Source organism: Dermacoccus sp. MPR-E5, assembly GCF_058809565.1.
In genome coordinates this window covers 15,332-28,304 of record NZ_JBXASS010000024.1, presented here as the reverse complement: position 1 = coordinate 28,304, position 12,973 = coordinate 15,332, and the positions used below count along the sequence as shown (strand labels likewise).

Sequence of the window (12,973 nt, the reverse complement as noted above, 5' to 3'; positions counted from 1 at the left end):
GACCCGCCCCGCCTTGCCACCCTGCGATTTTCGTCCACCCTCGCGATTGCCATCCACATCGGCGATCTACGTCCCCATCTGCGAACTACGTCCACATCTGACGGACGGCGTGGCGAGCGCTCGTCTCGGTCCGGCACCTGCTCTGACGGGCGCCGCATCATCAGCTTTGGGCGACGTGACACGGCGGTGAGACAATCGCGGGCATGGCCAACCTCCTGTCCGCTGAGAAGATCTCGCTCGCCCTCGGCACCCAGCAGTTGCTCGATTCGGTGTCGCTCGGCATCGGCGGCGGTGAGCGCATCGGCATCGTCGGCCGCAACGGTGGAGGCAAGTCGACGCTGCTCAAGGTGCTCGCGGGTGTGCACGAGGTCGATTCGGGGCGTCTGACGATGGCGAACGGCGTCACCGTCGGCATGCTGACGCAGGCGGACACGATTCCTGCGGAGTGGACGGTGCTGCAGGCCGTCGTCGGTGATCGCGCCGAGCACGAGTGGGCGGGGGAGGCCCGCATCCGCGAGGTCATCAACGGGTTGTTGCCGGGAATGGATCTGCACGACGTCGTCGGCCCCAAGTCCGGTGGCGAGCGCCGTCGCATCGCGCTCGCGAAGCTGCTCGTCGACGACCCTGATCTGCTGCTGCTCGACGAGCCCACCAACCATCTCGATGTCGAGGGCGTGCAATGGCTCGCCGACTTCCTCAACGCACGCCGCACACGCAGCGACTCGGCGCTCGTCACGATCACCCACGACCGGTGGTTCCTCGACGCGACGGGCACCAACACGTGGGAGGTCATCGACGGACGCGTCGAGCAGTACGAAGGCGGTTACGCCGCGTTCGTGCTCGCGAAGGCCGAACGTGCACGCATCGCGGCCGCGACGGAGGAGCGTCGCCAGAACCTGCTGCGCAAGGAGCTCGCGTGGCTGCAGCGCGGTGCCCCGGCCCGCACGAGCAAGCCGAAGTTCCGCATCGACGCGGCCAACGCGCTCATCGCGAACGAACCGGATCCGCGCAATGACGTCGAACTCGTCCGGTTCGCGACGACGCGGCTCGGCAAGGATGTCATCGACCTCGTCGACGCGTCCGTCACGCTCGGCGGGCGCGAACTGCTGACGAAGCAGACGTGGCGGCTCGCGCCGGGCGAGCGCACCGGCATCGTCGGCGTCAACGGCGCGGGCAAGTCGACGCTGCTGCGCGCCATCGCGGGAACCCAGGAGCTGTCGGCGGGCAAACGCAAGCAGGGCAAGACCGTCAAGATCGCGTACCTGACGCAGGAGGTGCGCGAGCTCGACGACGTCGAGGGCTGGCGCGTCATCGAGGCGATCGAGGACGTGGCGAGCTACATCATGCTCGACGGCAAGGAGACGTCCGCCTCGCAGCTCGCGAAGCGGCTCGGCTTCTCCGGGGGACGTCAGCAGGCGCGGGTGTCGGAGCTGTCGGGTGGCGAACGTCGACGACTGCAGTTCCTCCGCCTGCTCATGAGCGAGCCGAACGTGCTGCTGCTCGACGAGCCGACCAATGACCTCGACATCGAGACGCTGCAGTCGATGGAGGACGTCCTCGACGGCTGGGCAGGCACACTCGTCGTCGTCAGCCACGACCGGTACCTGCTCGAGCGCATGTGCGATCGCCAGGTCGCCTTGCTCGGAGACGGCAAGATCCTCGACCTCATCGGCGGGGTCGAGCAGTACCTCGAGCTGCGTGCGCACCACCTGCAGGCGCAGGCGGCGTTCGAGCGTCAGGGCGCGGCGGCGAAGGGGGTCGATGCGACCTCGCTCGCGGCTGACGACGCAGCAGGCGCTGGCGCCGGCGGACGCGTGGTGAGCGCCGCCGAGGAGCGCGAGGCGCGCAAGACGGTGGCGCGCATCGAACGTCAGCTCGCGAAGCTGGCCGAGCGCGAGACCAAGCTGCACGACGAGCTCGCCGCTGCCGCAAGCGATTACGGCAAGGCCGCGGAGATCGACGTCAAGCTGCGTGCCGTGCTCGCCGAGAAGGACGAACTCGAGATGGACTGGCTCGAGGCCGCCGAGGTGCTCGCCTGAACTGAGCGCGTGTTCCGGTCGCGCGCGGCGCCTGGCGGCGCTGCGCCGTTTGCCACACCAGGCGCCGTGAACGACTGTCTAGGAGGGCTCGACGACCCCGCGCGCGCCGTTGAACGTGTTCAACAGCGTGGTTGACTGAGCGCATGACGACGAAGTCGGAGCAGACGCGTGAAGCCCTCGTCGAGACGGCGTTGGCGATGTTCCGCGAGCACGGATACGAGAAGACGACGATGCGCGCGATCGCCGCGGAAGCCGGCGTCTCGCAAGGAAATGCGTACTACTACTTCGACGGCAAGGACGCGCTCGTCCAGCAGTTGTACCTGCGCCTCCAGGCCGAGCATCGCGACGTTGCGCTGGCCGCCATCCGCGACGGAGCGCCGCTTGCCGACAACCTATGCGCGCTGTGGCGGGCGGGCATCGACGTCATGGAGCCGTACCACGGCTTCGGTTCGACGCTGCTGACGACGGCGCTGCAGGCGTCGTCGGGCACGAGCCCGCTGTCGGGAGCGTCGGCGCAGGCGCGCGACGATGCGATCGGCCTCGTCACCGACGTGCTCGAACGCTCGAAGGGCGTGCCGGGTGGCGCACTGCGACGCCAGTTGCCGATGTTGCTGTGGCTCGTCTATCTCGGCATCACGCTGCACTGGGTGTGCGATGACAGCGAGCAGCGGGCGCGCACGATGACGCTCATCGACGGCGTCGCCCCCATCCTCGCGCGCATGCTGATGCTCGCACGGCTACCGGTGGGACGCGGGCTCGTCGCGGACATCACCGCCCTCGTCGAGAAGCTGGCGCCGACCGGATCTCTTCCGACGGCGCTGTCGGAGCCTGCATCCAGGACGTCGAGCACCGTCCGCACCGAAGACGACTGAGGTGCCTCGCGGTCAGCTCTCGACGGCCGTGAGCAGCGTCCGCAGCGACGCGGCGAGGTGAGCGCGAGCGTCGTCGTCCATGCCGGCGAGCAGGCGGCGCTCGTGATGCAGCAGCGCGTCGAACGCGGCGTCGACGGCCCGCAGCCCCGCGGGGGTCAGCCGGACGAGGACGCCGCGGCGGTCGCTCGGCGATGGTTGACGGGAGACGAAGCCGCGTCGTTCGAGTCCGTCGACGCGATTCGTCATCGTGCCGGAGGTGACGAGTGTCTTCTGCACGAGGGCGCCGGGGGAGAGCTCGAACGGTTCGCCTGCGCGGCGCAGGGCGGACATCACGTCGAACTCCCAGCCGTCGAGTTCATGCTCGGTGAAGACGGCGTTGCGCGCCTGGTCGAGGCGCCGCGCGATACGGCTGATGCGCGAGAGCACTTCGAGTGGCGTCGTGTCGAGCCCCGGGCGGACGCTCGCCCAGGCATCGACGATGACGTCGACCTCGTCATGGTGCGGCTTGCCGTCGGGAGCGGTCGACGTCGCAGACGCGATGTCGTCGGCGCCCCTTGGGCCGAAAGCACGGTTCGAGTCGGCAGGGCGCGGCGAACCGGTGAGTGACATGCCGTCAGTCTATCGCTCGTCAAGAAACTTGATGTCGAGAGACTTGCCCTCGGCAGACGGCGTCAGCCCTCGTCACGCGATGTCGTCGTCCGTCTCGTCGTCGCCCAGGCCCATCGGTGCCACCATGTTGTCGACGTCAGGCTCGCCGCTGGCCACCGGCGCGGCCGCGACGAGCGTGGGCGTGGCGTCGAGGCCGGTGAGTCCGTTCCAGCCGAGGTTGACCATGTGGGCGGCCATCTCGGTGGCGTCGAATTCCTGGCCGTGCTCGATCCACCAGTCGCCGGTGAGGGCGGCCATGCCGATGAGCATCTGCGCGTAGATCGGCGCGAAACGGGGGTCGATCTCGCGGCGCGACATGACGCGGGAGAGTTCGTTCTCGATCTTTGTGGCGATGTCCGACATGAGGCTCGCGAGGGAGCCCGTCGAGTGCCAGGACGGGGCGTCACGGATGAGCACACGGAAACCGTCGGGGTTGGCGCTGATGTAGCTGAGTTGGGCGGTCACGGCGCGTTCGAAGAGTTCGCGGGGTGTGCCGTCGTCGGTCAGGGCGCTCGCGATGTGGTCGAGGAAGCTGCGCGTCTCGCGGTCGACGATGACGGCGTACAAGCCTTCCTTGCCGCCGAAGTGCTCGTAGACGACGGGTTTCGTCACGCCCGCCGCCGCCGCGATCTCCTCGACGGTCGCCGCCGCGACGCCTCGTTCCGCGAACGTGCGGCGCCCCACGTCGATGAGCTGTTCGCGACGCTGGGTGCCCGACATGCGCGTGCGGCGAGGAGTCGTCATGCCCTCCATTGTGCCGGGTGGGCGGGAGGTCGCAGCCGAGACCTGGGGCGCCCGGGCGGGCTGACGCGGTCCGAGGCGCGGTCCGCGCCGTAGATCGCGGGGACGCGTCGGTGCGTCGACGGAGTGCAGCGCGGCCCGGCGTGAACTACTCTTGTGCGGTCCGCGCTTCGCGGACGTTCCCCGGTTGCTCTGCTGGCAGGGGCCGCCTGACTTTGAATCAGGACTAGCGACGTTGGTTCGATTCCAACCCGGGGAGCCTGAAAGCCCGACCATCATCGTCCGAGAGCGCGTCATCGTCGACGCGTTTCCGGGCGAAGATCACGCGGGACGTGACGCCGATCAGCGATGACGAGACGTCGCGGCACCCCCGGCGGCGATGGCCGCGAACGCGAGTCCGGCGAGGCCGAGCTCACCGGACGTCGGGGAGCTCCGCGACGCGACGAGGTCCGTCTGCACCTTCGGGTCGATCGGCTTCGGGGCGGGCTTCGTCGGAGTGGGCGTGCCCGGCATCGGCTTCGTCGGCTGGGCAGGGGGAATGACGGTGCCGTTCGGCTGAACCGTCGGCAGACCCTTGCACGTCGCCGGAATCGTGCCGGTGACGCTGAACGCCGACCCGCTCGTGTTGCCCTTGACGGTGATCGTCACCGTCTTCCCGGCCTGGTTGATCTTCGAGAAGATGACGAGCGGCTTGTCGTGCGTCACCGGGCCCATCGTGTGCGTCTCGTGCAGCTGCGGCTCGCTCACCGTCACCGTCGCCTCCGGCGTCTTCACCGTGCCCACTGCGATGACGTGGTTCGGCATCCCCTTCGAGCACCAGAACTCGATCGGCGTGTGCTGAAGGCTGCCGACGATCGTCGACTTGGCGTGGTCCCCGGTCGTGCTGGGCGTCGCAGGCGAGTCGGCCGCCATCGACGGCGCGGCCGCGGCCAGGGTCAGGGCACCCACGCCGGCAGCGGCGAGAGCAGGGAACATCTTCCTGGGGAACTTCTCAGGACGAATGCGTGACGATGGCGCTTCCCTCCGCGCGACGTCGGCCGCGAGAACCGCAGCTTGGTGCGGCAACGACCCACTTCTGCGCCGAATCCGTCAGGGTGATCCATGTTTTCGCAATGCGACAAATGCATGTCGCCTATACAGTCATGTATAAAAAGCGGCCGGCCAGCAGGCCGAGGCACCTGGCACCGACGGTGACACGTCGATGAACGTCTACCTCTCCAACTCCACCTCGAACCGCGGCACGCCGATCGCCGTCGACGCCATGCAGAGCTCGTCCAACGGCGACGTCGTGCTCGCGCATCTCATCGAGCCGGCCCTCGTCAACCAGAACATGCCACTCGCGGACTCCTACGACGCGACGGCGGGCGACTCCGGCGTCATCGAGGGCTACAGCCTGCGCGCCTACCGCGTCCCGACGTCGGGGCTCTACAAGGCCGGCGTCTCCGTCCTGGGTGAGAGCGCCGAGGCCTACGGTGGTCGCGCGATACACCTCGAGGGCGTCAACGGCTCCTCGAATCACGGCGACTCGGGTGGCCCGCTCATCGTCAACGGTCAGATCGTTGGCGTCTGCTCGACGGGCGACTCCACCGATCCCGGCTCCGACATCCACACCGGCTCCAACTACGCCAACCTGACGGACAGCCGCCAGTGGATCACCGATGTCACGGGCGGGTGACGGCTCATCGACGCTGACCCTGCACTCATGCAGACGCCGTTGGCACGCAACACGCGTGCCGACGGCTTCGTCGTACCGGGGAGTGGGGATGGTGTCTGTGCTTCCGCGTCGTCGTGCGAACGGAGGTCGCCGTCAGCGGCACACCGTCGCGTCAGTCGGGGTCATGAGGGCTCTCACGTGGGTCACGGTGCTCGTGCATCGCGAGCTGACGACAATGGTGGTCCGCCTGTGGGCGACGGCGCTCCGGGTGCAGCGGGCAGGGATGGGCCCTGGCGGCGCCGAGTAACGCCCTCGTGGACAGCGAGTGCTCGACGAACGACGCGTGCCCCCCAGCCTTTGGGGCTACGGGGCACGCGACGTTACGCAGTTGGCGGATGATCAGGCCGGCCAGGTGTCCGACATGCGGTGCTCGCCGGTCTTCACCACGAGGTGGTGAGCGGAGCTCGCCAGCGCTGCGTCAGCCGAGTTGGCGGCGACGATGGCCACCGTCGGGCCCGCGGCGGCAGCCACGAGCGCAGCGGATGCGGAAAGCTTCTTGAAGATGGCCATGGTCACTCCTGGATATGATGCGTAATGTAGAGAGTTCAACAACTTGCTCCACGCTGAGTCAAGTTGTGTGTCAAGTATGCCTCGCTTGTGGGGCTGGAAGTAGTTACCGATGAGTTTTGGTGAACGCCTGAAGGCAGCGCGCAAACAGGCGGGCCTTTCGCAGACAGAACTGGCGGGCAACAGGTGCAGCGTCAGCTACGTCTCTCACCTCGAATCGGGCCGTCGGACCCCGACCCCGGACATGCTTCGCTACTTCGAGACCAAGCTGAATCTCGAGCCCGGCACGCTCGGGAGTGCCTCCGATCTGTCCGGGTTCGGGCGCCGCAAGGCGGGAGAGGCCGAGGCGGTTGCTCTTTACTCCGAGGCCGTTCTTTCGTGGCGCCAGGGTTCATTCGGTCTTGCCTTCGAACAGGCGCAGGACGCCCGCCGCCAGCTGTCGACGGTCGGACGTTCCGACATCACACTTCTCATCGGTGCCTTGCTCGTCGAGATCAACATCGACCTCGGGCACTATCGCGAGGCAGTCGCTGAGGCCACGGCTCACCTGACAGCTGCGCGCGCGGTCGGCTCCAGCTTGCTCGAAGCGCGGGCCGGCATCCTCACTTCCAAGGCGGCGCGTCTCGACGGGGACGCGCGGCTCGCCGCGTCGAGCGCTGCGGACGCCGTGCGACTCTGCCAGTCCGCGCACCTCCCCATGATCGTGACGGCGCAGGCACTCATCGCCGCCATCTCAGCCGGGCATGACGATGCCGGCGCCTACGCCCACGAGCTCGAAGAGTCAGCCGCAGCGCTCGAGGAGACCCCGACTCGCGGCCTGGCCGAGTGGGTGCTCGGCAACGTGGCGTGGCACAGCGGTGACGTCGAGGCCGGCAAGGCTGCGCACGATCGAGCGAACCAACTCCTGTCGCCCACCGCAGACTTCCGTAACTGGGCTCGTTTTCCGCGCGTTGCGGCGGAAGAGCGACTCCAGGCCGGCTGCGAGGACGGGGTCGCGGAACTGTTACGCGAAGCGAAGAGCCGCCTCGACCTGCTCGAGAGCGCCGATGAATTGGCGACCCTCGCCATCGTGCGTGCGCGGTTCGCGCGGGCGCAGGGGCACGTGGATGAGGCGCTCGATGACATCCGCGCCGCCCTCGAGGATGCCGACCTGCCGCCGAGCACGCAGGGGCGCCTGTACCTCGCAGCCGCCCACGCCTACGGCGAACAGGGCGACATCACGCAGGCGACGGCCGTCGCGCTGCAGGCAGCACGCCGCTTCACCGAGGCCGGCGACGTCACCCAAGCCCGTGCTGCTTGGGAGTTCGTCGACGAGACCACGCAGGCCGCAGAGCAGGCGAACGCCTGACGTCAGGGCGTTCACAGCCGCGTCAGCAGTGTTTCGATCGCGGCCGCGAAACCTGCCGGGTCGGCGACCATCGACAGGTGGCCGACTTGCGGAATCGTCGCCGTCGGCGCGCCCGCGAAGTTCTGTTGCGCGACCTGGAGCGAGCCGCCGGACGTCGCGTCCTCGGCGCCCCAGACGATGCCGCGCGGCACGCGGATGGCGCGCACTTGCTCGGGGCTCAGGTGCGTCATCGCGTGTGCGGCCATGACGCGCATGGCGTCCTCCGCGTCGCGCGAGCGCAGCGGCCGCATCCACGCGTCGATCAGTCGGTCGGCGTCGGGGCCTTGCAGGCCGCGACACGTCGAACCGCAGTGGTCGTCGAAGATCGGGCGCGCGAACACGTTCGTCTGCGTGCCGAGTCGGTAGAGGGTCGTGACGTACGGCAGGCGCGAGACGACGCCCGTCCACGCACCAGGGTCGGCCGATCGTCCCTCGAAGGCCATGGCGTCGCCGTCGGCGAAGATGACACCGCCGATGGCGCCCGGGGCATCGAGCGCCGCGCGCCCGACGACGGCCGCGCCCAGCGAGTGCCCGACGATCACCGGCCGCTCGATGTGCAACGCCTCGATCAGACCCGTGACGGCACGCGCCTGATCCTCGATCGAGTAGTGGCCCGTGTACTGCGAGTAGCCCGCCCCGGGCAGGTCGACGGCGTAGACGACGTGGTTCTTCGCGAGCTCCGGCGCCGCGAGCGACCACGCGACCGTCGACTCGGCGAAACCGTGGACGAGCACGATCGGCGTGCCGTGCGCACCCCACACGCGGTAATGCACGCGCGCGCCGTCGACGACGACGTCGCGCCCGTCGGGCGCCTGCAGCGTCTGCGGCGGCCGCACGAGGGCGTTGAACGTCAACGATGCGATCGTCACGACGAGAAACAGCTTGACGACGACGCGCGCCACCCGGCGCACCAGTCGTCGACCACGCCCTGGAGCGGGGCGGCCGCCAGGGGAGGCGCCGCTGTCGGGCGCACTGGCGGCGGTGCTCATGCGGCTCATTCGGCGCGGCCGTTCGTCGCGTCGTCAGCAGTGCTCGCGCCGGCTGCGCCCGCGACGTCACCACCGACAGTGCCGGTACCACCGGCAACCTCGCCGGCGCGCATGGTCTCGACATAGGCCGTGATGCGGCGCTCGCCGTACCCCTGCACCGAGATGGCCGCGGAGACGTAGAGGAACAGCAACGTGATGACGATCCACGGCGCCCAGTGACCGCCGAGCCACCAGATGACGACGACGGGGACGAGATGCGTCGCGAGTTGCGTCAACCCGCCAAGGATCGCGTGCCAGGTGCCCTGCGGATCGTGCGGCGCCCCCGTTGCGTCGCGTGCCCGCTCTACGTGGGCCTCAGCCTGTTCACGATGCATCTGTGCACGCTCAGCGGCCGTCTGCGGGCGGCGTCGCGGTTTCAGCCGAGGTTCGTCGCGAACGCCTGACGGGTCAACGACTGCGTGCCGACGTGCACGAGAATCATTCCGAGGCACAGGCACGTCAGCGATCCGGGGTGCAGGTGCGCGCTGCAGTCGGCCGTCAGCCACGTCATGGCCGTGCGTTCGGTGTCGAGGGAGTCGACGATCTGCACGACGCTCTCGCCGAGCACGATCATGACGAACAGGCCGATGCGTTCGACCAGGTGCGGGCCGCTGAGGCGAGGCGCGTCCGACTCCTTGCGGTCCGGGCGCAGCAGCGACAGGCCCATCTCGAGGAAGGCGAGGGCGGCGAGCGCCCAGCCGAGCAGGTGCTCGGGCACGAGCGGGGTGAGCAGCCACAGGGCGCTGACGCCCGGGCCCCACAGCAGCGGACGCATGGCGCCGGCGCCGCGTCGTCCGCTCCACCACAGCGGCCACACGGCCGTGCGCGCGATGACGTAGCCGACGGCGAACAGCCACGGATGGCCGTCGATGAGGGGTTCGATCCCGAGTGCGAGCACGCCGACGCCGGCCATCGAGGCGAACATGAGCGGGCGTCCGCGTGGGCCGATGCCGCCGCGCACGTTCGTCAGCGCCGTCACGTTGAACCACGCGAACCACACGAGCATCGTGAGCCCGATCGTCGCGGCAACGCGCGACCCGGGTCGCCGTGCAGCAGGTGGGTGAGGCGCTCGATGGCGACGACGAAGACGAGGTCGCAGAACAGCTCCAACCACCCGACGTGTTGGTGCCGCACGGTGGTCTCGCCGATCGCCTGTGACATGCACCCAGCATGAAGGCGTACAGGGGAGCGCGACGAATGCACGCAGCGCCTCTGGCGGTGGTGGGCGGTAGAGTCACCTCTATATGCCCCGTCGCCCGCACCGGGTGGGCCGCCGGGGCGGGCCAGACCACCGATCGTCGATCCGCAGGGAGTCACTCGCGTGAGCGCACCCCGTCCCGCAGCCGTCATCGTCCTCGCCGCCGGCGAGGGCACCCGCATGAAGTCCGACATCCCGAAGGTGTTGCACACGATCGGTGGCCGCAGCCTGCTCGGCCACGCCATCGACGCGGCGCGCGGCACGCAGCCGCAGCATCTAGCGGTCGTCGTGCGTCACCAGCGCGACGTCGTCGCCGCGCACATCGAGCAGTTCGAGCCGGGCGCGACGATCGCCGATCAGGACGAGATCAAGGGCACCGGCCGCGCCGCCGAGAGCGCCCTCGACGTCCTCCCGGCCGACCTGAGCGGCACCGTCCTCGTCACCTACGGCGACGTGCCGCTGCTCGCGACGCAGACCCTCGTCGACCTGACGAGCGCGCACGAGGCAGGCGGCAACGCCGTCACCGTGCTGACCGCGGAGGTCGAGAACCCTACGGGCTACGGCCGCATCCTGCGCGACGAATCCGGTTCCGTCGCCGGCATCATCGAGCACAAGGACGCTCTCGCCGCCCGCGAGGCCGGGGACGCGAAGCTCGCGCACGCGCTCGACATCCGTGAGATCAACTCTGGCATCTACGCCTTCGACGCGATCGTGCTGCGTGAGAGCCTCGCGAAGGTGACGACGGACAACGCCCAGGGCGAGAAGTACCTCACCGACGTCCTCGCCCTGGCCCGCGCGGCCGGTGGGCGCGTCGAGGCGCACACGATCACCGACCTGTGGCAGACCGAGGGTGTCAACGACAAGGTGCAGCTCGCCGCGATGGGCCGCGAGCTGAACCGTCGCGTCGTCGCGCAGGCCATGCGTGACGGCGCCATCGTCATCGACCCGGCGACGACGTTCGTCGACGTCGACGTCTCCATCGGCCGCGACACGGTCGTCCAGCCGAACACCCAGCTGCGCGGCGCGACGACGATCGGTGCGCGCTGCGAGATCGGCCCCGACACGACGCTCGTCGACACGGAGGTGGCCGACGACGCGTCCGTCGTGCGCACGCAGGCCAACCTCGCGACGATCGGCGCCGGCGCGAGCGTCGGCCCGTTCAGCTACCTGCGCCCGGGCACCGAACTCGGCGCGAAGGGCAAGATCGGCGGGTTCGTCGAGACGAAGAACGCGCAGATCGGTGACGGCGCCAAGGTGCCGCACCTCACGTACTGCGGCGACGCCGTCATCGGTGAGGGCGCCAACATCGGCGCGGGCACGATCTTCGCCAACTACGACGGTGTCAACAAGCACACGACGCACGTCGGCGCGCACAGTTTCGTCGGATCCGACTCGGTGCTCATCGCGCCTGTCACGATCGCTCCGGGCGCCTACGTCGCCGCCGGCAGCGCCGTCGACGGTGACGTCGAGGCCGGCCAGATGGCCGTCGCACGCGGCCGTCAGCGCAACATCGACGGCTGGGTCGAGCGCCGCCGTGCCGGGACGAAGACGGCGGACGCCGCGCGTGACGTCGCGCACGCCTCGCCTCGGGCCGCCGCCGGTGAAGCGGCGTCCACTAGTGTTGACGAGGAATCCTCCGCAGACGAAGGGATCACGAAGTGAGCCTGTCCATGAAGCGCACCACCGAGAAGAACCTCATGGTCTTCTCCGGGCGGGCCAACACCGAGCTCGCGAAGGCGGTCGCCGAGGGCCTCGGCACGCAGCTCGTGCCGATGCAGGCGTACGACTTCGCGAACTCCGAGACGTACGTGCGTTACGACGAGTCCGTGCGCGGCTGCGACGCGTTCGTCATCCAGAGCCACACCGCTCCCGTGAACCAGTGGATCATGGAGCAGCTCATCATGGTCGACGCGCTCAAGCGCGCCTCCGCGAAGCGCATCACCGTCGTCGCGCCGTTCTACGGCTACGCCCGTCAGGACAAGAAGTCGCGCGGTCGCGAGCCGATCTCGGCGCGCCTGGTCGCGGACATGTTCAAGACGGCCGGCGCGAACCGCCTCATGGCCGTCGACCTGCACACCGACCAGATCCAGGGCTTCTTCGACGGCCCCGTCGACCACCTGCAGGCGCTGCCCGTCATCACCGACTACGTCGCCAAGAAGTACGGCGACGAGAACCTTGCCGTCGTCTCGCCGGACGCGGGCCGCATCAAGGTCGCCGAGGCGTGGAGCAAACGCCTCAACGGCGCGCCGCTGGCGTTCATCCACAAGACGCGTGACGTCACGCGCCCCAACCAGTCGGTCGCGAACCGCGTCGTCGGCTCCGTCGAGGGCCGCACGTGCCTGCTCGTCGACGACATGATCGACTCCGGCGGCACGATCTGCCACGCCGCCGACGCGTTGATGAACGCGGGCGCGGAGTCCGTCGTCATCGCCTCGACGCATGCGATCTTCTCCGACCCGGCGCTCGAGCGGCTCGCGAACTCGGTGGCGCGTGAGGTCATCGTCACCGACACGCTGCCGATCACGGACGAGAAGAAGTTCGACAAGCTGACGGTGCTGTCGATCGCACCGCTGCTGTCGCAGGCGATCCGCGAGGTCTTCGAGGACGGCTCCGTGACGAGCATGTTCGACGAGATGGAGTGATCTCACCCTGACGAACGCGGCGCCGCGCATCCCACCCGGGGTGCGCGGCGCTACGCGTTCACGCCGTTTCGTGTTAGCGCGCCGCCCCGCTAGACTGTTCCGGTTGCCTCGGCGAGGGACGAGACGGGCGCGCGCAGCGAGCCCCGAGGGTCCGTGATCGACGCGGTGGCGCTCGTCTGCGAGATCCCGCGGCCCCA

At 69.1% G+C, this 12,973-nt stretch carries 14 protein-coding genes and 1 tRNA gene; 7 read left to right on the top strand and 8 right to left on the bottom strand.

All coding sequences use genetic code 11. The features are described from left to right. Positions 1 to 203 precede the first annotated feature (203 nt). Together AC1RS9_RS13795 and AC1RS9_RS13790 are read left to right on the top strand one after the other, a co-directional pair. Entirely contained in the window at positions 204 to 2,039 is a 1,836-nt protein-coding gene (locus AC1RS9_RS13795) for an ABC-F family ATP-binding cassette domain-containing protein (protein WP_074041152.1), read from the top strand. Positions 2,040 to 2,182: 143 nt separating this feature from the next. Further along, positions 2,183 to 2,911: a TetR/AcrR family transcriptional regulator gene (locus AC1RS9_RS13790; RefSeq protein WP_006946800.1), complete on the top strand. Its 729-nt coding sequence runs from the start codon at positions 2,183 to 2,185 to the stop codon at positions 2,909 to 2,911. Positions 2,912 to 2,923: 12 nt separating this feature from the next. Here AC1RS9_RS13790 and AC1RS9_RS13785 read toward each other — a convergent pair whose 3' ends face one another. Beyond that, positions 2,924 to 3,520: a MarR family winged helix-turn-helix transcriptional regulator gene (locus AC1RS9_RS13785; protein ID WP_082740921.1), complete on the bottom strand. Its 597-nt coding sequence runs from the start codon at positions 3,518 to 3,520 to the stop codon at positions 2,924 to 2,926. Between the two features lie 72 nt (positions 3,521 to 3,592). Continuing rightward, on the bottom strand, positions 3,593 to 4,312 hold the full coding sequence (locus AC1RS9_RS13780) for a TetR/AcrR family transcriptional regulator (protein WP_144708423.1): 720 nt from the start codon (positions 4,310 to 4,312) through the stop codon (positions 3,593 to 3,595). A gap of 168 nt (positions 4,313 to 4,480) precedes the next feature. On the opposite strand from AC1RS9_RS13780, the gene AC1RS9_RS13775 reads away from it, so the two are divergent. Next, positions 4,481 to 4,559 (top strand) — tRNA-Gln (locus AC1RS9_RS13775). Between the two features lie 83 nt (positions 4,560 to 4,642). On the opposite strand, the gene AC1RS9_RS13770 is transcribed toward AC1RS9_RS13775, so the two are convergent. Beyond that, positions 4,643 to 5,248, bottom strand: a complete 606-nt coding sequence (locus tag AC1RS9_RS13770; RefSeq protein WP_143181301.1) for a hypothetical protein — start codon at positions 5,246 to 5,248, stop codon at positions 4,643 to 4,645. Positions 5,249 to 5,501: 253 nt separating this feature from the next. On the opposite strand from AC1RS9_RS13770, the gene AC1RS9_RS13765 reads away from it, so the two are divergent. Beyond that, positions 5,502 to 5,975: a trypsin-like serine protease gene (locus AC1RS9_RS13765; protein ID WP_074041151.1), complete on the top strand. Its 474-nt coding sequence runs from the start codon at positions 5,502 to 5,504 to the stop codon at positions 5,973 to 5,975. Positions 5,976 to 6,353: 378 nt separating this feature from the next. On the opposite strand, the gene AC1RS9_RS13760 is transcribed toward AC1RS9_RS13765, so the two are convergent. Continuing rightward, positions 6,354 to 6,524 (bottom strand): hypothetical protein, encoded by a 171-nt coding sequence (locus AC1RS9_RS13760; protein WP_171969888.1) that lies wholly within the window; start codon positions 6,522 to 6,524, stop codon positions 6,354 to 6,356. Positions 6,525 to 6,633: 109 nt separating this feature from the next. On the opposite strand from AC1RS9_RS13760, the gene AC1RS9_RS13755 reads away from it, so the two are divergent. Then, the gene (locus tag AC1RS9_RS13755; protein ID WP_074041150.1) at positions 6,634 to 7,869 is read left to right on the top strand and encodes a helix-turn-helix domain-containing protein; all 1,236 of its coding nucleotides are present in this window, start codon (positions 6,634 to 6,636) and stop codon (positions 7,867 to 7,869) included. Positions 7,870 to 7,880: 11 nt separating this feature from the next. Here the strand turns inward: AC1RS9_RS13755 and AC1RS9_RS13750 are convergent, their stop codons facing one another. Genes AC1RS9_RS13750 through AC1RS9_RS13735 form a run of 4 tightly spaced genes read right to left on the bottom strand, consistent with a single transcriptional unit; the run spans position 7,881 to position 10,097 of the window. Beyond that, complete coding sequence (locus AC1RS9_RS13750; protein ID WP_171969887.1) at positions 7,881 to 8,897, bottom strand: alpha/beta fold hydrolase; 1,017 nt, start codon at positions 8,895 to 8,897, stop codon at positions 7,881 to 7,883. Positions 8,898 to 8,902: 5 nt separating this feature from the next. After that, on the bottom strand, positions 8,903 to 9,271 hold the full coding sequence (locus AC1RS9_RS13745) for a hypothetical protein (RefSeq protein WP_143181300.1): 369 nt from the start codon (positions 9,269 to 9,271) through the stop codon (positions 8,903 to 8,905). Positions 9,272 to 9,312: 41 nt separating this feature from the next. Beyond that, on the bottom strand, positions 9,313 to 9,942 hold the full coding sequence (locus AC1RS9_RS13740; protein ID WP_074041147.1) for a low temperature requirement protein A: 630 nt from the start codon (positions 9,940 to 9,942) through the stop codon (positions 9,313 to 9,315). Beyond that, entirely contained in the window at positions 9,912 to 10,097 is a 186-nt protein-coding gene (locus tag AC1RS9_RS13735) for a low temperature requirement protein A (RefSeq protein ID WP_074041146.1), read from the bottom strand. Before AC1RS9_RS13735 ends, AC1RS9_RS13740 begins: the two co-directional genes overlap by 31 nt. A gap of 160 nt (positions 10,098 to 10,257) precedes the next feature. On the opposite strand from AC1RS9_RS13735, the gene glmU reads away from it, so the two are divergent. Together glmU and AC1RS9_RS13725 are read left to right on the top strand one after the other, a co-directional pair. Then, positions 10,258 to 11,796, top strand: a complete 1,539-nt coding sequence (gene glmU / locus AC1RS9_RS13730; RefSeq protein ID WP_492921877.1) for a bifunctional UDP-N-acetylglucosamine diphosphorylase/glucosamine-1-phosphate N-acetyltransferase GlmU — start codon at positions 10,258 to 10,260, stop codon at positions 11,794 to 11,796. Between the two features lie 8 nt (positions 11,797 to 11,804). Further along, positions 11,805 to 12,776: a ribose-phosphate diphosphokinase gene (locus tag AC1RS9_RS13725; protein ID WP_062258414.1), complete on the top strand. Its 972-nt coding sequence runs from the start codon at positions 11,805 to 11,807 to the stop codon at positions 12,774 to 12,776. Positions 12,777 to 12,973: the final 197 nt, after the last annotated feature.

Bases quoted from the DNA above. Each gene is read 5' to 3' on its own strand.
- AC1RS9_RS13750 (WP_171969887.1), bottom strand. From the start codon at position 8,897: ATGAGCACCGCCGCCAGTGCGCCCGACAGCGGCGCCTCCCCTGGCGGC.
- AC1RS9_RS13760 (WP_171969888.1), bottom strand. From the start codon at position 6,524: ATGGCCATCTTCAAGAAGCTTTCCGCATCCGCTGCGCTCGTGGCTGCC.
- AC1RS9_RS13785 (WP_082740921.1), bottom strand. From the start codon at position 3,520: ATGTCACTCACCGGTTCGCCGCGCCCTGCCGACTCGAACCGTGCTTTC.
- AC1RS9_RS13790 (WP_006946800.1), top strand. From the start codon at position 2,183: ATGACGACGAAGTCGGAGCAGACGCGTGAAGCCCTCGTCGAGACGGCG.
- AC1RS9_RS13735 (WP_074041146.1), bottom strand. From the start codon at position 10,097: ATGTCACAGGCGATCGGCGAGACCACCGTGCGGCACCAACACGTCGGG.
- AC1RS9_RS13765 (WP_074041151.1), top strand. From the start codon at position 5,502: ATGAACGTCTACCTCTCCAACTCCACCTCGAACCGCGGCACGCCGATC.
- AC1RS9_RS13755 (WP_074041150.1), top strand. From the start codon at position 6,634: ATGAGTTTTGGTGAACGCCTGAAGGCAGCGCGCAAACAGGCGGGCCTT.
- AC1RS9_RS13745 (WP_143181300.1), bottom strand. From the start codon at position 9,271: ATGCATCGTGAACAGGCTGAGGCCCACGTAGAGCGGGCACGCGACGCA.
- AC1RS9_RS13795 (WP_074041152.1), top strand. From the start codon at position 204: ATGGCCAACCTCCTGTCCGCTGAGAAGATCTCGCTCGCCCTCGGCACC.
- AC1RS9_RS13780 (WP_144708423.1), bottom strand. From the start codon at position 4,312: ATGGAGGGCATGACGACTCCTCGCCGCACGCGCATGTCGGGCACCCAG.
- AC1RS9_RS13740 (WP_074041147.1), bottom strand. From the start codon at position 9,942: ATGCTCGTGTGGTTCGCGTGGTTCAACGTGACGGCGCTGACGAACGTG.
- AC1RS9_RS13725 (WP_062258414.1), top strand. From the start codon at position 11,805: ATGAAGCGCACCACCGAGAAGAACCTCATGGTCTTCTCCGGGCGGGCC.